The sequence below is a fragment of the Collimonas rhizosphaerae genome (genome assembly GCF_038896935.1).
Taxonomy (GTDB): Bacteria; Pseudomonadota; Gammaproteobacteria; order Burkholderiales; family Burkholderiaceae_D; genus Collimonas; species Collimonas rhizosphaerae.
On record NZ_JBANDC010000007.1, the window covers coordinates 282,281 to 300,643 of the forward strand.

Genomic DNA, 18,363 nt, shown 5'->3' on the forward strand with positions numbered 1-18,363 from the left:
GCCCAGGCGCGCCGGATTACCTGAATTACGATAGGTGCGCCTTCGACGCGGCGCCATCCATATGGCGGCGCAAACTGGCCGGGCGCATGTCGGTCCAGGCTGACTCGATATGCGCGAGGCATTCGGCCTTGGGGCCGCTCACGCCGACTTCGCGCCAGCCTGCCGGCACGGCGCGGAAGGTCGGCCAGATCGAGTACTGTTCTTCGTCGTTGATGACAACCGTATAGATAACGTCGTCTGTCTCTGCGGCGGCAGCGCCAGGGGAATTCAATGTCTGTGTCATGTTCAGGCCTCGTTCAAAATGCATTCAGGAAACGGTGGCGGATGGCGCTCGGTGCACCCAAATGCCGCCCCCTACTTTATGAAGACGATTGGCGCACGCGATTTTTTACCATCGCGGGCGGCATTGGCATGGAACATCGGCAAAGCAGCGCCGCGATCGCATGCTTCCAGGCAGGCGCTGCAGTGCTTCTCGACATCCCGCACCATGAAATGCACCAGCGTCTGCGAGACATTGAGCGCACGCGCGGTGCTCTGCAGCGTTTCTTCGCGCATGCGCACCATCTCGAACGCCGCGCGGCTGCGCGCCGGCAACTGGGCCAGCGCGTCATACACGTGGCGCAGCGTGTCGCGCACAACCAGCGCCGCTTCCGGCGACGGCTCCTGCGACGGCATGTTGAGGCCGCTGTCTTCATCGGCGTGGTAGATGTTTTCGAGATTCTGGCGCCGGCAAGCGTCGATCGAGGCATTGCGCACCATCCGCATCACATAGGCAATCGGCTGGCGTATGGCGTCCTGGCCGGGAAGATCGACCAGCTTGAGGAAAACATCGTGGACTACGTCTTCCGCACGGCTGGTGCAGCCGACGAAACCGCGCGCCACGTTGACGTACAGCGGACGGTTCGCGATCAGTATGTCGAGCAATGGGCCGGCGGGAGAGGACGCGCTGGAACTGAAGATCGATAACGATGCCGCTGCCGAAGACTTCGCCCTTCCAAGCATTTGCGCCATGAATTCACTCCGCTCTGATAAGATGGCTCTAAAGTATCATAAACACGAATCATTCTCAATATCATTTGCGATTACCCTTATGACTTTCATGGCTTTGCCTGGCTGGAAGGAATCGGATCGAGAGTGGGAACAATGGGCGTGAGCAGCCCGCCCGGCTCCGGCTAACGGGCCGGGCATGGGTCTGTTCAGGAAGAAAAGGTATTGGAAAACGGACGGTAGCGCGGACTGTCCGCTATTGGAAACAATTGCCGAAGGTTAGCTGCCAAGCATCCCAGCGGCCAGGCTCATTGGAGTTTTTGGCTGGCGACCAGCACGCCATCGGCGTCTGCATAGATCCATGCGCCGGGAGCCACCGTGACGCCGGCGATGACGACGCTGACGTCGCGTTCCCCTACTCCCTTGCGTACACTGCGTTGCGGATGCAGCGCCAGCGCGCGCACGCCGATATCGCAGGCATTCAATTCCGCCGAATCGCGTACGCAGCCGTTGACGATGATGCCGGCCCAGCCGTTCTTTTGCGCCAGCACGCCAAGATTGCCGCCGACTAGCGCGCAGCGCAGGCTGCCGCCGCCATCGATCACCAGCACCTGGCCGTCGCCGGCGGTTTCCAGCGTGCTGCGCACCAGCACATTGTCTTCATGGACCTTCAGCGTGCGCGCCGGGCCCGAGAAAGCCTGGCGCAGGCCCAGGGCGATGAACACCGGCGGCAAGACCGCCAGGGCGGCGGTGCCGAGCTTGTCTTCGTTGGCGTCGCATAAATCGCAGGTAGAAAAAGTCATTGCATCTCCGTCGCTTGGCAGTCAGAAAAAGATCAGTCGTCCGACGAAAACGTCAGGCCGCCGAATTTCTTGACACTATACATCCGCTTGTCGGCCACCTTCAACAAGGTTTCCAGGTCGAGGCCGTCGGCCGGATACAGGGCGCCGCCGATGGATGCGCCGATCTGGCAGTGCTCGCCGTTGGCCATCAGGATCGGCTTGTTCAATACCGCGTAGATCTTTTCCGCGATCGCCAGCGCCGATTCTTCGTCGGCCACGCCCGGCAGGTAAACGATGAATTCATCGCCGCCGAAACGCGCGACCTCGTCTTCCTTGCGCAAGGTGTTCTGCAAACGCAAGCCGACTTCGATCAGGACCCGATCGCCTTCGTCATGGCCGTAGTGGTCATTGACCTGCTTGAACTTGTCGAGGTCGACGAACAGCACGGCAAAGCGGAACAGGTGCGGCTCGACATCGGTGCGCCGGCGGAATTCGATCTGCGCGATCAGGGAATCGCGATTGAGCAGGCTGGTGAGGCGGTCGGTGCGCAGGTTGCGCTCCATCTCCTGGAAGCTTTGCGCCAGTTCGCCGATCTCGTCCTGGCGGTCGATGTTCAGCTTGGCGAACGGCCGGCCGCTGCCTATGCTGCGCACGGCCAGCGTCAGCTTGCGGATGTCGCGCAAGACCCAGCGCAAGATCGCGTAACCGAACAGCAGGGCCAGCAAGATCACCAGCAGGCCCAGGTACAGGCTCTTGTAGACGCTGGAATTGACCGCTCCCCAGAAATCGGAGCGCGGCAAGGCGACTACCGCCACCCACTCCAGCCCGGCGGCGTCGCGGTGGATTTGCGCCGCCACTTCGATCTGCCCGTATTTGCTGGGGAATGCGCCGACGATCAGCTTGCCCGGCTTGGGCGGACTGGCTGCCGAAGCCGCTACCGGATCGCTGACCGGCGCCATTTCCCGATGCCGCTGCAGATAGGTTTGCACCAGCTGCCAGCTCTGGCGCATGAAAGGCGCGCTGACATTTTTGAGGTTATTCCTGATGTGCTGGTTCTGGGCGCCGTTGCGCGGGGCAAATGCGCCTTCGCTGTTGGAAGAGATGACCAGGTCGCCGTTCGGCTCCGCCACGAAAGCAACCCCGTTCTTGTCCATCGGCAGCGCCTGCAGGTAATCTCGCAACGGCCGCAGCGACAGCTCCCTGGCCACCACGCCAAGCACGTCCTGGCCGGCGTCGTACACCGGCCGCGCCAGCATCAGCGCCGGCTCGCTGCTGACGGCGTCGATGAACACCGGCGACCATATGTCTTTTCTCTGGCTGACGGCGTCCAGATACCAGCTTTGCTCGCGCGGTTCATACTCTTCCGCCTCCAGCAATATCTTTTCGGTAGCTGGCCCGCGGCTGCGATACAAGTGGGTGGGGCCTTCGCCCGCGCCTCTCAGCCTGACGCGAAATTCGTTGGCGGCGATGCGGCGGATGCCGACAAAATGGCCGTCGACACCGGTAAAGCTGATCAGGCTGCCGACTGTCGGAAACAGGCCGCTGGCAATCCACATGCGCTCTTCCAGCCGGCCGACGCTGGCCGGGAACGGGATCGGGGTCGGGCTCTTGTTGGCGGCGCCGGCAACCTGATCAGGCGCGACTACCCGCAACGCCGCGCCGGCGTCGAATAATTGCCTGTTGATTGCGCTGTCGATGCCCCCCATCATGTCCGCCAGGACCTTCTGCGACAACGCATCGGTGGCGTCCTGGCCAGTTTGGTAGAGCAGCCAGCCGACTGAAACGGCCAGGAACAACAACAACGCTGCAAACGGCAAAATGAATAAGCGCTGCAGTGACGTTCGCTTCAAATTTGCCTCGAAATTACGATAATTGCGCCTGGCTTCAGGACAATGCCTCTGTCACTTTACATACCGCAAAAATGCCTGCTCCCGTCGTTGTCTACAATCGAATGCACAATTCACAACACTCAACTACAAACAAGCAATACGAACTAAGAGCATAGACCTAAAAAAAGGCCACACGGCATCGCCATGTGACCTTTAATTCATAAAGCGACACGTTCAAGCCTGCCGCGATTCTACCTGTTTGCGTCTGTAAAATCTGAGCTTAGATTGTCACTTTGAACACTATCTCACCATTGTTAACATTTATGTGAATAATGTCCTTCGGTCCGAACTTGCCTTCGAGAATCAACTTTGACAGGGGATTTTCGATCTGCTGCTGGATCGCCCGCTTCAACGGCCGCGCACCATAAACCGGATCGAAACCTGCCTCGGCGATCTTTTGCAGCCCGGCTTCCGAAATCACCAGCCCCATGTCCATTTTCGCCAGGCGCTGTTCGAGGATCTTCAGCTGGATCTTGGCGATGGCGCCGATGTTCTTCTCGTCGAGGGCATGGAACACCACGATTTCATCGATGCGGTTGATGAACTCCGGCCGGAAATGGTTCCTGACTTCAGCCATCACTTCCATCTTCACCACCGCCGGATCGCTGCCCTCCATTGCCTGGATCCGATGCGAACCCAGGTTCGAGGTCATCACGATCACCGTATTCTTGAAATCCACGGTACGGCCCTGGCCATCGGTCATGCGGCCGTCGTCCAGCACCTGCAGCAGTACGTTGAACACGTCCGGATGGGCCTTCTCGATTTCATCCAGCAGGATCACGCTGTACGGCTTGCGGCGCACCAGCTCGGTCAGGTAGCCGCCCTCCTCGTAACCGACATAGCCGGGCGGCGCGCCGATCAGGCGTGCGACCGAATGTTTCTCCATGAACTCGCTCATGTCGATGCGGATCAAGGCATCGGTGCTGTCGAACAGGAAACCGGCCAGGGCCTTGCACAGCTCGGTCTTGCCGACGCCGGTCGGCCCGAGGAACATGAACGAGCCGTATGGCCGGTCAGGATCGCTCAGCCCGGCGCGCGAACGGCGGATGGCATCCGATACCGCAACGATCGCCTCGTCCTGGCCCACCACGCGCTTGTGCAGTTCGTCTTCCATCTTGACCAGCTTGTCGCGCTCGCCCTGCAGCATCTTGGACACCGGGATGCCGGTTGCGCGCGAGACGATCTCGGCGATTTCGTCGGCGCCGACCTGGGTCCGCACCAGCTGCGGCTTGCCGTTCGGATCGGGGTGCGCGGCCGCCAGCGCATCTTGCCTGGATTGGGTTTCCAGCGCTTTTTCCAGCTCATTCAGCTTGCCGTACTTCAGTTCGGAAACCTTTTGCCAGTCGCTGTTGCGCGTCGCTTCGTCGATTTGCAGGCGCAGCTTTTCAATCTCTTCCTTCAGGTGCTTGCTGCCCTGGGCGCTGGCTTTCTCCGATTTCCATATTTCTTCCAGGTCGGCGTATTCGCGCGACAGTTTCTCGATTTCTTCCTCGATCAGGGCGAAGCGTTTTTGCGAAGCTTCATCCTTCTCGCGGCGCACCGCTTCACGCTCGATCTTGAGCTGGATCAAACGCCGGTCGAGCTTATCCATCACCTCCGGCTTGGAGTCGATTTCAATCTTGATCTTGGCTGCAGCCTCATCGATCAGGTCGATCGCCTTGTCCGGCAGGAAACGGTCGGTGATATAGCGATGCGACAATTCCGCCGCCGCGACGATCGCCGGGTCGGTAATTTCCACGCCATGGTGGACTTCGTATTTTTCCTGCAGGCCGCGCAGGATTGCAATCGTCGCTTCGACGCTAGGCTCGTCGACCAGGATTTTCTGGAAACGCCGTTCCAGCGCCGCATCTTTCTCGATGTACTTGCGGTACTCGTCGAGCGTGGTAGCGCCGACGCAATGCAGCTCGCCGCGCGCCAGGGCCGGTTTCAGCATGTTGCCGGCATCCATCGCGCCCTCCGCCTTGCCGGCGCCGACCATGGTGTGCAATTCGTCGATGAAGACGATGGTTTGTCCTTCATCCTGGGCAATTTCCTTCAGCACCGCTTTCAGGCGCTCCTCGAATTCGCCGCGGAATTTCGCGCCGGCCAGCAAGGCTGCCATGTCGAGCGACAGGACCCGCTTCGATTTCAGGCTGTCAGGCACTTCGCCGTTGACGATCCGTTGCGCCAGGCCTTCGACGATCGCGGTCTTGCCGACGCCCGGTTCGCCGATCAGCACCGGGTTGTTCTTGCTGCGCCGTTGCAGCACCTGGATCGCGCGCCGGATTTCATCGTCGCGGCCAATCACAGGATCGAGCTTGCCGAGGCGCGCCCGTTCGGTCAGGTCCAGGGTGTATTTCTTCAGGGCTTCGCGCTGGCCTTCGCCATCCTGGGAAGCCACGTTGGCGCCGCCGCGCACCGCCGTAATCGCCGCTTCCAGCGCTTTGCGCGTGAGGCCGTTTTCGCGCGCCAGCCGGCCAGCGTCCGACTTGTCGTCGAGCAGGGCCAGCAATAGCATCTCGCTGGCGATGAACTGGTCGCCGCGTTTTTGCGCTTCCTTGTCCGCCAGGTTGAGCAATGCCAGCAGTTCGCGCCCAATCTGCACTTCACCGCCGGCGCCGCTTACCTTGGGCAGGCGTTCCAGCGCAGCTTTCAGGCCATTCCCCAGGGCCGCGACGTTGACGCCGGCCCGTTGCAGCAGCGAGGTGGCGCTGCCGTCGTCCTGGTTCAGCAGCGCGATCAACGCATGGACCGGATCGATGTATTGATTATCATTGCCGACTGCCTGGCTTTGGGCGTCGGCAATCGCTTCCTGCAGTTTTGTGGTCAATTTATCGAAACGCATGGTTCCTCCAAAATATCTAATGGATAGAAAATTGGGACAGACCTGCTGATTTCAAGTTAGGCATCGGCTAGGCATAAAAAAAGCCCTTCGCAAGGAAGAGCTGGCGCGACATCCACAGGCCGGACTACCTGATGTGCGTAGCCATGAAGTAGGTCACGGCCACCAGGGCAGAGCCGAAGCCGCAGACAAACGTCACCAGGCGCCAGGTCTGGTCCGTCATTTCCCTGTGCATGTCGGCGCTGGTAGCCGTCTGGTCCAGGCGCGTTTCTATCCGCGCCAGCCGGTCGCGCGCGTCATTCACACATTCTTCAAGTTTCAGAACCCTGGTTTCCATATTTTCATCATAGCCACCGCCATCGCCACCGTCAAATGACTGCCTTTGCGTTTTTTTCCTTTTGACAATTGCTTCCTGCAGGTAAACAGCTTTAGATATAGCCTCCATATGCCTGCCTTTCCAGTCCCGAGCCCTTGTTTATGCAGAATATTTTCTTTTTATCATCCTGTCTTTAAGAGGCATCTTAAATCAGAAAAACAAGACCCGGTAAGTCATAAAACCAGCGATACACAAGATAATCGAACCGCATAGATGCAATACGGTATGTCCGAGGAACCAGGCATATTGGCCGTGCTGCAGAAGCACCATCGATTCTGCGGAAAAAGTGGAAAAGGTCGTCAGCCCGCCAAGAAATCCGGTAATCACCAGCAAACGCCATTCGATCGGCAGCACGGGATGCGCTTCGAAGAAGGCGACTGCCAGGCCGGCCATGTAGCCGCCCGCCAGGTTCACCAGCAAAGTTCCCAGCGGCAATTGGTTCTGGTAGGCCCCCAGCAAGATGCTTGCGCCCCAGCGCAGCCAGGCGCCGAGGACAGCGCCGACGCCAACCGCCAGCCAACTCACTTCTTGCTTTCGCGCATAGGCAACGGCAGCGCGTCCTGTTCCCATTTGGCCAGCGCCTCGTCGTCGGCGCTGCGGGCGTCGACCCAGCGCGCGCCCTGTTCCGTGTGTTCCTTTTTCCAGAACGGCGCTTCGGTTTTGAGGTAGTCGATGATGTATTCGCAGGCGGCGAAGGCGTCTCCGCGATGCGCCGAGCTCACCGCCACCAGTACGATCTGGTCCAGCGGCAGCAAGGGACCGATGCGGTGTATCACCAGGGCGTCGAAGATATCCCAGCGCTGCTTGGCCTGGTCGACGATGGCCGTCAGGGCTTTCTCGGTCATGCCTGGGTAATGCTCCAGCTCCATCTGGGCGACGGCGCTGCCGTCGTTCAGATCGCGCACGGTGCCGAGAAAGCTGACGACAGCGCCAATCTTGGGATTGGACAACCGCAGCTGCGCAAGCTCGGCGGCGAAATCGAAATCTTCAGCCTGGACACGGATGGGCATAATCAAGACCTCACGGACAACAGCAAACCAGGATCAGCCGCCGGTGACCGGCGGGAAAAATGCCACTTCGCCGCCTTCGGCCAGGGCGGTATCCGCGTTCGCCAGCTCCTGGTTGAACGCCATGCGCAAGGAACGCCCCTCGGCCAGTACTTCGGCCCAGAGCGCGCCACGGGTGCGCAAGAAAGCGCGCAGTTCGCCGACGGTAGCGATCGTAGCCGGCAGCTCCAGCGTTTCCTGAGACAAGTTGAGCGCCTCGCGGATACTGGCAAAAAAGCGCAGCTGGATTTTCATTACATTCTCATTTTCAGTCAATTGCAAGGACCGCTTACAGAAAAGCGGAAAACGGCAAAAAGCGCAGGAAATCGCCCTTGGTGATGGTTTTCCCGGCTGGATTGTCGACCAGGCCGTCACCCCACACGGTCGACGTCAGCACGCCCGAACCTTGCTGCGGGAACAGGTCAAGGCCGCCGTCGGCGTTGATTTTTGCGCGCAGGAATTCCTGGCGGCGGTCCGCCTTGGGCCAGTCGAAGTCGGCGCGCATGGTCACCGCTTGCGGCGCCAGTCCGCTTGCCGCCACGCCTTGCTGGCGCAGGATGAATGGCCGCACGAAGATCAGGAAGGTGACAAAACTGGATACCGGATTACCGGGCAAGCCGATAAAGAAAGCCGTGCCGCCTGCAGCGCGGCGGACTTCGCCGAAGGCCAGCGGCTTGCCAGGCTTCATGGCGATCTGCCACATGTTCAGACGCCCTTCCGCTTCCACCGCCGGCTTGACGTGGTCCTCTTCCCCGACCGACACGCCGCCCGAGGTCAGGATCAAGTCATGCTCTTGCGCCGCAAGGCGCAGCGCCTCGCGGGTTGCTTCGCGGTTGTCGGGGACGATGCCGTAATCGCTGATTTCGCAACCCAGGTTTTCCAGCAGGCCGCGCAATACGAAGCGGTTCGAGTTGTAGATGGCGCCCGGTTTCAGCGGCTGGCCGGGCATGGCCAGTTCGTCGCCGGTGAAAAACATCGCCACCCGCAATTTGCGCAGCACCGGCAAGGCTTCCAGACCGACCGAAGCCGCCAGGCCCAGATGCTGCGGCCGCAACCGCGTGCCGGCCGGCAGGATCACGCTGCCGCTGCGGATATCTTCGCCGGCGCGGCGCACCCACTCGCCGGCGGCCGGTGCATGTTTGATGACGACGGCGTCGCCGTCGGCCTCGCACATTTCCTGCATGACCACGGCATCGGCGCCTTCTGGAATCATGGCGCCGGTAAAGATGCGGGCAGCGGTGCCGGCTTGCAGCGGCGCACCGACATGGCCGGCGGGAATCCGCTGCGAGACAGGCAAGCGCGTCCCTCCGGCAGCGCCGCTGGCGCAATCCGCGGCGCGTACCGCATAGCCATCCATTTGCGTATTGTCCGCCGGCGGCACGTTGAGCCGGGAAACCTGGGCATCCGCCAGTATCCGGCCATTCGCGGACAGCGTCGGGACCAGTTCGGTGGCGGCGGCGTCGACCAGCGGCCGCGGCGCTGCCAGCAATACATCGAGGGCTTCGGCAACGGATAACATCGGAGGTTTTTGCATGTCTGGTCGCGGCAAGCTTACAAGCCGGTGTGGCTGGCGATGAAAGTCTTCACCTGCGCCACGTCGGCCGCCATTACTTCGAAGCGCTGCGGCAGCGCTTCTATGTTTTCAAAACCGGCCGGCCGCTCCGCGTCGCGCCCAAGCGCTTCGCGGATGGTTTCGTTGAACTTGGCCGGCAACGCGGTTTCCAGCACGATCATCGGCACCCCAGGAACCAGGTATTCGCGCGCCACCTTGATGCCGTCCGCGGTATGGGTGTCGATGGTGACGCCGTAGCGCTGTTCGATATCGCGGATGGTGGCCAGCCGGTCCTGGTGGGTCGACTTGCCGGACTGGAAGCCGAAACCGCCGATCCTGGCAAATTCGTCGCCATCGCTGCCGGGGCCGCCCGCCAGGCTGAACCCGCCTGCGGTTTCCACCTTGTGGAACAAGGCGCGCACGCGCTCGCTGTCGCCATCCAGCAGATCGTGGATGAAACGCTCGAAATTGGACGCCTTGCTGATGTCCATGCTGGGGCTGCTGGTGTGATAAGTCTCGGCCGGCTTGCGCACCCGGTAGACGCCGGTGCGGAAGAATTCGTCGAGCACGTCGTTCTCGTTGGTGGCGGCCACCAGCTTATCGATCGGCAAGCCCATCATGCGCGCGATATGGCCGGCGCAGATATTGCCGAAATTGCCCGAAGGAACGGTGAACGATACTTTCTGATCGTTGCTGGTTGTGGCGCTCAGGTAGCCGCGGAAGTAATACACCACTTGCGCCACCACGCGCGCCCAGTTGATCGAATTGACGGTGCCGATTTTCTGGCCGGCTTTGAAGGCGTGGTCGTTGGATACCGCCTTGACCATGTCCTGGCAATCGTCGAATACGCCTTCGACCGCGATATTGAAGATGTTCGGATCCTGCAGGCTGAACATCTGCGCGGTCTGGAATGCGCTCATCTTCTTGTGCGGCGACAGCATGAAGACGCGTATGCCTTTTTTGCCGCGCATCGCATATTCCGCCGCGCTGCCGGTATCGCCGGAAGTAGCGCCGAAAATGTTCAGCTTGGCGTCGTTCTTCGCCAGCGTATATTCAAACAGGTTGCCCAGCAGCTGCATCGCCATGTCCTTGAAGGCCAGCGTCGGACCGTTCGACAACGCTTGCAACAGCAGCTTGCCGCCGTCCTTTTCTTCCAGCACGCGCAAAGGCGTGATCTGGCCGGCGTCTTCGCCTGCCCGCGCATTGCAGTACACCTCGGCGCTGTAGGTCTTGTGCGCCAGGGCCTTCAGGTCGGCCTGGGGCACGTCGGTCGCGAATTTCTTCAACACCTCGAACGCCAGGTCAGCGTACGACAGGCCGCGCCACTGATCCAGTTCGGCGCCGCTGACTTGCGGATATTTTTCAGGCAGGTACAAGCCGCCATCCGGGGCCAGGCCGCCTAACAGGATTTCGGAGAAATTTTGCGCAGCGGCGTGGCCGCGGGTCGAAACATAATGCATATTGTGGATGGCGTTATTTAAAATTGCGGGTCAGGATCAGAATCTGGTTACAAGCTGCTGTTTGCATTATAACGTTCGCTGCCATGCTGCTGTCAGCTTTGCACAGGCGATGCAAGTGGGTGCCGGGCTTATTTTTTCTTCCAGTAGTCGCCGGTCTCTTCGTAGCACTCGATCGCCAGGTCGGAAACTTTCGCCTCCATGTGCGCCTGCGCATCGGCTATCGCCTGGTTATAGATGCCGGGGCCGATCACGCGCAGGCAAAAATCGAGCAGCATGCCGGCTTGCAGGTCGCCGATAGGCTCTTCCATGTTTTCCTTGAAATAGCGCTGGATCGATCCGACCAGGTCTTTCTGCTCGCTTTGCTGCAATTTGATCGCCATGGCGCTCTTCCTTGTCATCTGTACATCGTCAAAACGCGACGGCCGGGGCACGGCGCTTTTTGGAAACCCATAAATGTACACCATGGCCGGCAGCACCGTTATCACAGCGCCAATATACCTGCCGTTCGCGCTATGCAGGAATGATACAAATCGGCTGCAGCCTTATTGTCGCGCTGATACAATGTCACTCTTATATACAAGTATGTTAAATATGCTTGTCAGCTTGCACATTATCCAATTGACATGACACCACCACTAATACCTGCTTCACCAAATGAACTGCTGGCCGGTTCGGCCATGCCCGACGAGCACCCCATGTCTGGCAGCCTGTTCATGGTGGTTGCACCTTCCGGCGCCGGCAAATCGACGCTGGTCAACGCCCTGCTGGCGCAAGAACAAGCCATCAAGCTGTCGATCTCCTACACCACGCGGCCGCCGCGCCCGGGCGAGCAGGACGGCCGCGAATACCATTTCACTACGGTCGAAGATTTCCGGGCGCGCCATAAGCAGGGTGAATTCCTGGAATGGGCTGAAGTCCATACCAATTATTACGGCACTTCGCGCCTGGCGATTGCCGAGCAAATGCAGTCGGGCACCGACGTTTTGCTGGAAATCGACTGGCAAGGCGCGCAGCAGGTGAAGAAGCAGTTCCCGCACGCGGTCGGCATTTTTATCCTGCCGCCATCGATCGCAGCGCTGGAAGACCGCCTGAAAAAGCGCGGACAGGATGAACCGCAGGTCATCACGCGTCGCATTCTTGCCGCCGGCGGCGAAATCGCCCACGCCCCCGAGTTTGAATATGTTATTATTAATCAAGAGTTTGCATCTGCTTTGTCGGAATTAACAGCGATAGTCAAAGCCACTCGCTGCCGCTTTTCGCAGCAGGCAGTGCGCAACGCGTCTTTGTTTGCCCAATTAGGCATACACGCCAACTTAAGTTAGCATTAAATCAACCAGCATCAAGCCAACACCAAGCTACACCGTTTTCCGGAGAATATATGGCCCGCATCACTATCGAAGATTGTTTGAAACAGATCCCTAACCGTTTTCAGTTGACGCTGTCCGCGACTTACCGCGCGCGCCAGCTGTTGCAAGGCCACACTGCCAAGATTGACGCAAAAGACAAGCCAACCGTAATTGCACTGCGCGAAATCGCCGCAGGCAAGATTGGTATTGAAATGCTGAAAAAGGTACCTGGTTAACCATTAACATCATGCGGCTGATAACTACCCAGTATGAACCTGACATCTCCAGATTCAAGCCTGTCGTCAGCCGCAACCACTAAAAAACGGGCGGCATCCCCCCGCTCAGCCAGAAAACCCGCGAATACTCCTCCCTTGCCAGATCACCAGCCCGCGCTTCAACCCGGCGTTGCCTCGATCACGCACCTGACCACCAAGCTTGCCGAATACCTGACCCCAGCCGAGCTGAAGAAGGTCAAGGAAGCGTATCGCTTTTCGGATGAAATGCATCTGGGGCAGATGCGCAAATCCGGCGAACCCTATATCTCGCATCCGATCGCCGTCGCCGAAATCTGCGCCGACTGGAAGCTGGATGCGCAAGCCATCATGGCGGCCCTGCTGCACGACGTCATGGAAGACCAGGACGTCAAGAAGGACGAGCTGATCGAACGTTTCGGCGCGCCGGTGGCGACTTTGGTGGATGGCCTGTCGAAGCTGGACAAGATCGAATTCCAGAGCCAGATCGAAGCCCAGGCCGAGAACTTCCGCAAGATGCTGCTGGCGATGGCGCGCGACGTGCGGGTGATCCTGGTCAAGCTGGCCGACCGCCTGCACAACATGCGCACGCTGGGTGTGATGATCCCGGAAAAGAAACGCCGCATCGCGCGTGAGACCATGGAGGTCTACATCCCGATCGCGCATCGGCTGGGCCTCAACAATATTTACCGTGAACTGCAGGAACTGGCGTTCTCCCACCTGTATCCGCTGCGCCACCGCACCCTGGCCAAGGCAGTCAAGGCAGCCCGCGGCAACCGCCGCGAAGTGGTCAGCAAGATCCTGGAATCGGTCAGCACCACGCTGGCGGCGACGGGCATCAATGCTCAGATAGACGGCCGCGAAAAAAGCCTGTTCGGCATCTACCGCAAGATGCACAACAAGCACCTGTCGTTTTCGCAGGTGCTGGATGTCTACGGCTTCCGCATCGTGGTCGACACCTTCGCCAACTGCTACCTGGCGCTGGGCACCCTGCACGCGCTGTACAAGCCGATGCCGGGCAAGTTCAAGGATTACATCGCGATTCCCAAGCTGAACGGCTACCAGTCGCTGCACACTACACTGATCGGGCCTTACGGCACGCCGGTGGAATTCCAGATCCGCACCCAGGACATGCATCGCGTGGCCGAGTCGGGCGTCGCCGCGCACTGGCTGTACAAGGATGAAGAAGGCAACCTGAGCGACTTGCAGCAGCGCACCCATGCCTGGCTGCAGTCGCTGCTCGATATCCAGAAACAGACCGGCGATTCGGCCGAGTTCCTGGAACACGTCAAAGTAGACTTGTTCCCCGATTCGGTTTACGTGTTCACGCCGAAATCGAAAATCATCGCCCTGCCGCGCGGCGCCACCGCCCTCGATTTCGCCTACACCATCCATACCGATGTCGGCGACCAGACCATCGCCGCCAAGATCAACCATGAACCGGCGCCGCTGCGCACCGAGCTGCATAACGGCGACATCGTCGAAATCATTACCTCGCCCAGTTCACGCCCGAGTCCCAACTGGCTCAGCTTTGTGCGCACCGGCAAGGCGCGTTCAGCGATCCGCCATCACTTGCGCACCATCAACCTGAGCGAGTCGGTAGAACTCGGCCAGCGGCTGCTGTCGCAGGCGCTGGCGATGCTCAACCTGAATCCGGTGCTGGCGCCTATCGTGGTCGACCGCCTGCTGAATGAATCCAGCGCCAAGTCGCTCGATGAAATCTATGCCGACATCGGCGTCGGCAAACGCATGGCGACCCTGGTGGCGCGCCATATCATGGGCTTGCTGGAAAACGAACCCTTGGTAACGCCGTTGCTCGACATGGAAGGCGTCGCCGCTCCGACCAAGATGGATCCGGTGGTGATCTACGGCAGCGAAGGCGTATCGGTGCAGCTGTCGCCGTGCTGCCAACCGATTCCGGGCGACCATATCACCGGCCAGCTCAAGCGCGACCAGGGCCTGGTGGTGCACGCCGAAGACTGCAATATCGCCAAGCGCCAGCGCAGCAAGGATCCGGACCGCTGGATCGAAGTGCTGTGGGGTGAAGACCTGAACCGCCGTTTCGACTGCCGCATCAAGGTGCTGGTGCATAACGACAAAGGCATCCTGGCCCGGGTTGCCGCCGAAATCGGCGATTCCGACGCCAACATCATCTACGTCAACATGGATGACGACAAGGACCAGCTGATGACCCAGCTGATCTTCACCATCCAGGTCGAAGACCGGGTGCACCTGGCCAGGCTGATGCGCAATGTGCGCCGCATCCGCGGCGTCACGCGGATCCTGCGCGACCGCAGCGGCTAAGCTGCCGCCTTACTGCAGCGTCCGCTTGTGCGGGATCGGCAGCGGCAGCTGAAAAACCTCGATGCCTTCTTCCGCCAGTTCCTGGCACTGCTGCGGCGAGGCCACGCCCCGGATGCCATGCTCGGCAACTTCCTTGTAATGGATCCGGCGCGCTTCTTCGGTAAAACCTTCGCCGACATCCTCAGTGTTTTCAATGACATGACGCGCCATATCCTGCAGCCGCTGCTGGAATTGCGCCATTGCCGGCGAGCCCTGGCGCTGCTCCTCTGCGCCGGCGGGATCCGGTCGGGCCGCGTCCGGCCGGGCCGCGCCAGGCCGGGACGCATTGGGCCTGGCTGCGGACAAATTCAGATGCGGAGCTGATGGCAGCTTGCCGACCTTGAAGCTATCGCATACCGGGCAGACGATCTGCTGCGCCGCGGATTGCGTAACAAAATCCTCCTCTGAGGCAAACCAGCCCTCAAAACGATGATTCTGGTCACAAGCTAGATTGTAGACTTTCATGGTGAGCAGCAATTCTTCAGCACGGAAAAGCAAGGATCTTACACTAACCAGCATATAACTTATTACCAGCTTCCGCTGCTCAAAGTTTGCCGGCCGCCTGCAGCATCTCGCTGATGCGCCGCGTAGTCACCGCCTCCTCGCCGTAGGTAAACGTGCCATGCTCGCGCATCTCTTCAGCTGCGCGTATGAACGCTCCCAATGCGGCGCGCGCCAGGGAGCCGCCGACGCTGACCCGCTTGACGCCGATGGCACCCAGTTCCCGCAAGCTGAGCTGCACGCCCTGCAGCCCCATCACCACGTTCACCGGCTTATCCAGCGAACTCACCACCGCCGCGATATCTTCCCGGCTTTTCAGGCCCGGCGCATACAGCACGTCGGCGCCGGCTTCCTGGTATGCCTGGAGCCGCTCGATCGTGTCTTTCAGATCGGGCCGGCCAGCCAGGTAATTTTCCGCCCGCGCAGTCAGCGTAAATGGAAAATCCAGGCCGCGCGCCGCTTCGGCCGCTGCACGCACGCGGTCTGCGGCCAGTTCCAGTGCGTAAATCGGATCGTCGCGATTGCCGCTGGCGTCTTCGATAGAACCGCCGACGATGCCGGTGGCTGCAGCCAGCCTGATGGTCTCGGCGACCATCGCCGGCGCCTCGCCGAAACCATTTTCCAGGTCGGCGCTGAGCGGCAGGTCGGTAGCGGCGGCCAGTTCAGTCAAATGCGCCATCATCTGCTGGCGTCCTATGCCGCCATCCAGCTGCCCGCGCGAAAAGGCAAACCCCGCGCTGGTGCTCGCCAAGGCTTCAAATCCAAGCAGGGCCAGCAGCCTGGCACTGCCGATATCCCATGGATTGGGAATGATGAACGCACCGTCACGTGCATGAAGCTGCTGGAATATGCGGGCTTTTTCGGCCTGGGATTGCATTCGGTACCTCCGTTAGAAATTCATTGGCGCAAAATTTTTCATGATTTCTCATATGGAAAAATCTTGTCCGTTACCAATTTATGCCAGTAACTGCAGTGCCATCAAGACACAAACATTACCACCAGCAACTACTTCGTGCAGCGCTCCGCGAAAGATGTCTGAAAAAGCCCGATATACAGCGAATCTCCATTAGCTTCGCGGCGATTTGTTTCCTAGAATGAAGTCCTGAAGGGATTGCGCTATTGGGTTTGAAGCGGCGAATCGGGGGGCGATATGGGAAAAATATTATTCGTGCTGGCGCTGGCGGGCCTGGCTGCAGGAATGCCGAACCGGGCCATTGCCGATGCAGGTATCGGGATTGGCGGAACCGCGCCCTTTTACGCGCCGCCGGCCTTATATGGCGCGGAACTGCATCCGGCGCAGCTGTTCCAGCCGCCGGCCGCCGTGATCGTGGCGCCGGTCTGGCGCGAACGCAATGAATGGGAAAAGCGGCGCGTCGAACAATGGGCCGAGATCGAGCGGCATCGCCAGGAATGGCGCGAAACCCATGGCAGCGATGCCAACGGCGTCCCGATCCGCACCGATGCGGCGCGCGGCCCGACATCCTCCAGCAATTTTTAACCTAACCAGGCGGATTTGCAGCGAGCCTTGTCAGAACCGCGGCAAATCGGCCAGCGTGCGGCCGGGCGCATCCTGGCCGGTGATGCCGATGCCTTCAATCCCGTGCTCGTAGATCACCAGTGCGATGTTGGGACCGCGCACGATTTTTCCGTCGATTGAAAACGCCGTCGCCACCTCGTCGCCGAAATGCAGTGCATCCACCACCAGGCTGACGTCCTGCTCCGAGGTCTTGTGCTCCCATCCGATCGAACCGTCATCCTTGGGCTTTGCCCGTCCCCAGCGCACTTCTTCGACCCGGTCGCCGGCGACATTAAAACGAACCGCTTCAATCATATGAATAGACATGCATTTCTCCGGGATAGAAAGTCGAATGATTTTTTGCTTCATGGTACGCGCCCTGCCATTCCGCAGCAAGATGCCGGATGAAAATTTGCCGGGGCATGGCTGTCATGCGGACGCGCACGAAAAAATGCCGCTCAAGGGAGCGGCATTTTTTACGCGGCTTGCGATCGAATCAATATGGCGCATCGTCGGGAGCGACCCGCAACCAGCCAGTCGGGCAAGCCTGCACATCAGGATAATATCCGACGGGATCGTTGCAGTAGTAACTGTAGTTGGCATCAGGCTGCACATACATCAGCGGCACCGCATCCTGATAAAAGAACGGGTCGCGATAGACCGGCGGCCAGAAAAAAGGACCGCCAATGATGATCCGGCCCCGTCCATGGAAATCGTGGAACCGGTGGAAACCGTGGCGAGCCTGGTGTCCGCCGCCATGGTTCATGCCGTTGCCATTGCCGTGAAAACCGCCCTGTCCGTGGAATCCATTGTTTTGTGCAAGCAACGAACCGCTGGCCGCGCTTAGCATCAGCGCGGCTGCCGCAAACCATAAAACCGTCAGCTTTTTCATCGCAACACCTTCACTTCCCATGCCGCCAGCACGACGGCACAAACTGCCTTCCTGTATTCAATATAGGTTGTGCAATGGAGAGGGTAACTACAAATCGGTAATCTTTGCAACAAGCTGTATCATTCCATCGCATTGCGTGGTTACGGTATACTTGCGCGTCCCAAACGCCGAAAGAAAGCAACAGAAATGACGACATACAAAGAGCTGCAAGCACAAATCGAACAATTGAGGAAACAGGCGGAAGAACTGCGTCAGGCCGAAATTGCTGACGTCATTACCGAAATCAAAACCAAGATGCAGGAATACGGCATCACCGGTGCCGACCTGGGCCTGATGGGCAAGAAGCGCATCATGAAAACCGGCCCTGCGGTGGAAGCAGAAGCGCATGCACCTGCGCACGCCGATGCACCGGCCGGCAGCGAAATGTAAGGCAATACGGATTTGACGCCAGGTTGTTGTCGTTGGCGGATAAAGAGCCCTTCAAGATATCCGTCAATGACAACCGCGGCTCAAGAATACCCGGATCAATCAAGCCTGAAGCGCAGCCCCAGCGCCAGCACGCTGTTGCGCAACCCGCCGTTGCCCAGCTGCGCATCGTAGT

At 59.7% G+C, this 18,363-nt stretch carries 21 protein-coding genes; 5 read left to right on the top strand and 16 right to left on the bottom strand.

The window, feature by feature from the left end; translation table 11 throughout:
• Positions 1 to 25: 25 nt before the first annotated feature.
• The 12 genes from V8G57_RS12570 to V8G57_RS12625 all read right to left on the bottom strand — a co-directional run bounded on the left by V8G57_RS12570 (position 26) and on the right by V8G57_RS12625 (position 11,293).
• On the bottom strand, positions 26 to 283 hold the full coding sequence (locus V8G57_RS12570; protein ID WP_092399349.1) for an MbtH family protein: 258 nt from the start codon (positions 281 to 283) through the stop codon (positions 26 to 28).
• A gap of 71 nt (positions 284 to 354) precedes the next feature.
• A complete protein-coding gene (locus tag V8G57_RS12575) occupies positions 355 to 1,011 on the bottom strand; it encodes an RNA polymerase factor sigma-70 (protein WP_092399307.1) in 657 nt (218 codons plus the stop codon).
• A gap of 284 nt (positions 1,012 to 1,295) precedes the next feature.
• Positions 1,296 to 1,790, bottom strand: coding sequence for a ribonuclease E activity regulator RraA (gene rraA, locus V8G57_RS12580; RefSeq protein ID WP_342829674.1), 495 nt, complete (start codon positions 1,788 to 1,790; stop codon positions 1,296 to 1,298).
• Between the two features lie 32 nt (positions 1,791 to 1,822).
• Positions 1,823 to 3,619, bottom strand: coding sequence for a diguanylate cyclase (locus V8G57_RS12585; protein WP_254785139.1), 1,797 nt, complete (start codon positions 3,617 to 3,619; stop codon positions 1,823 to 1,825).
• A 259-nt stretch (positions 3,620 to 3,878) separates the two neighbouring features.
• Positions 3,879 to 6,482 carry an ATP-dependent chaperone ClpB gene (clpB, locus tag V8G57_RS12590; protein WP_342829675.1) on the bottom strand — a complete coding sequence of 868 codons (2,604 nt, stop codon included), beginning with the start codon at positions 6,480 to 6,482 and terminating at the stop codon, positions 3,879 to 3,881.
• 124 nt (positions 6,483 to 6,606) lie between these two features.
• Positions 6,607 to 6,816: a hypothetical protein gene (locus V8G57_RS12595; RefSeq protein WP_139220099.1), complete on the bottom strand. Its 210-nt coding sequence runs from the start codon at positions 6,814 to 6,816 to the stop codon at positions 6,607 to 6,609.
• A gap of 189 nt (positions 6,817 to 7,005) precedes the next feature.
• Positions 7,006 to 7,380 (bottom strand): fluoride efflux transporter CrcB, encoded by a 375-nt coding sequence (crcB, locus tag V8G57_RS12600; protein WP_092399315.1) that lies wholly within the window; start codon positions 7,378 to 7,380, stop codon positions 7,006 to 7,008.
• A complete protein-coding gene (locus V8G57_RS12605; RefSeq protein ID WP_092399317.1) occupies positions 7,377 to 7,865 on the bottom strand; it encodes a molybdenum cofactor biosynthesis protein MoaE in 489 nt (162 codons plus the stop codon). The genes crcB and V8G57_RS12605 overlap by 4 nt, the downstream gene beginning before the upstream one ends.
• 33 nt (positions 7,866 to 7,898) lie before the next feature.
• Positions 7,899 to 8,156 (bottom strand): molybdopterin converting factor subunit 1, encoded by a 258-nt coding sequence (moaD, locus tag V8G57_RS12610; RefSeq protein WP_092399319.1) that lies wholly within the window; start codon positions 8,154 to 8,156, stop codon positions 7,899 to 7,901.
• Between the two features lie 34 nt (positions 8,157 to 8,190).
• Positions 8,191 to 9,435 (bottom strand): molybdopterin molybdotransferase MoeA, encoded by a 1,245-nt coding sequence (locus tag V8G57_RS12615; RefSeq protein ID WP_342829676.1) that lies wholly within the window; start codon positions 9,433 to 9,435, stop codon positions 8,191 to 8,193.
• 17 nt (positions 9,436 to 9,452) lie between these two features.
• The gene (thrC, locus tag V8G57_RS12620) at positions 9,453 to 10,913 is read right to left on the bottom strand and encodes a threonine synthase (RefSeq protein WP_342829677.1); all 1,461 of its coding nucleotides are present in this window, start codon (positions 10,911 to 10,913) and stop codon (positions 9,453 to 9,455) included.
• A 128-nt stretch (positions 10,914 to 11,041) separates the two neighbouring features.
• On the bottom strand, positions 11,042 to 11,293 hold the full coding sequence (locus tag V8G57_RS12625; protein WP_092399325.1) for a DUF2164 domain-containing protein: 252 nt from the start codon (positions 11,291 to 11,293) through the stop codon (positions 11,042 to 11,044).
• Between the two features lie 297 nt (positions 11,294 to 11,590).
• Between V8G57_RS12625 and gmk the strand changes: the two genes are divergently transcribed.
• The 3 genes from gmk to V8G57_RS12640 are packed head-to-tail and all read left to right on the top strand — an operon-like array spanning position 11,591 to position 14,814.
• Positions 11,591 to 12,235 carry a guanylate kinase gene (gmk, locus tag V8G57_RS12630; RefSeq protein WP_014006294.1) on the top strand — a complete coding sequence of 215 codons (645 nt, stop codon included), beginning with the start codon at positions 11,591 to 11,593 and terminating at the stop codon, positions 12,233 to 12,235.
• A 56-nt stretch (positions 12,236 to 12,291) separates the two neighbouring features.
• The gene (gene rpoZ, locus V8G57_RS12635; protein ID WP_092351791.1) at positions 12,292 to 12,495 is read left to right on the top strand and encodes a DNA-directed RNA polymerase subunit omega; all 204 of its coding nucleotides are present in this window, start codon (positions 12,292 to 12,294) and stop codon (positions 12,493 to 12,495) included.
• A 33-nt stretch (positions 12,496 to 12,528) separates the two neighbouring features.
• Positions 12,529 to 14,814, top strand: a complete 2,286-nt coding sequence (locus V8G57_RS12640) for a RelA/SpoT family protein (RefSeq protein ID WP_342829679.1) — start codon at positions 12,529 to 12,531, stop codon at positions 14,812 to 14,814.
• A gap of 9 nt (positions 14,815 to 14,823) precedes the next feature.
• Here V8G57_RS12640 and V8G57_RS12645 read toward each other — a convergent pair whose 3' ends face one another.
• A complete protein-coding gene (locus V8G57_RS12645) occupies positions 14,824 to 15,330 on the bottom strand; it encodes a DUF1178 family protein (RefSeq protein WP_342829680.1) in 507 nt (168 codons plus the stop codon).
• A 67-nt stretch (positions 15,331 to 15,397) separates the two neighbouring features.
• Positions 15,398 to 16,231: an isocitrate lyase/PEP mutase family protein gene (locus tag V8G57_RS12650; RefSeq protein ID WP_092399331.1), complete on the bottom strand. Its 834-nt coding sequence runs from the start codon at positions 16,229 to 16,231 to the stop codon at positions 15,398 to 15,400.
• 273 nt (positions 16,232 to 16,504) lie between these two features.
• On the opposite strand from V8G57_RS12650, the gene V8G57_RS12655 reads away from it, so the two are divergent.
• Entirely contained in the window at positions 16,505 to 16,852 is a 348-nt protein-coding gene (locus tag V8G57_RS12655; RefSeq protein WP_092399333.1) for a hypothetical protein, read from the top strand.
• Positions 16,853 to 16,882: 30 nt separating this feature from the next.
• On the opposite strand, the gene V8G57_RS12660 is transcribed toward V8G57_RS12655, so the two are convergent.
• Both V8G57_RS12660 and V8G57_RS12665 read right to left on the bottom strand, forming a co-directional pair.
• Entirely contained in the window at positions 16,883 to 17,197 is a 315-nt protein-coding gene (locus V8G57_RS12660) for a hypothetical protein (RefSeq protein WP_342829681.1), read from the bottom strand.
• 169 nt (positions 17,198 to 17,366) lie between these two features.
• The gene (locus tag V8G57_RS12665; protein WP_342829682.1) at positions 17,367 to 17,762 is read right to left on the bottom strand and encodes a hypothetical protein; all 396 of its coding nucleotides are present in this window, start codon (positions 17,760 to 17,762) and stop codon (positions 17,367 to 17,369) included.
• Positions 17,763 to 17,948: 186 nt separating this feature from the next.
• Here V8G57_RS12665 and V8G57_RS12670 point away from each other — a divergent pair, with 186 nt between their 5' ends.
• The gene (locus V8G57_RS12670) at positions 17,949 to 18,191 is read left to right on the top strand and encodes an H-NS histone family protein (protein WP_342829683.1); all 243 of its coding nucleotides are present in this window, start codon (positions 17,949 to 17,951) and stop codon (positions 18,189 to 18,191) included.
• Positions 18,192 to 18,363: the final 172 nt, after the last annotated feature.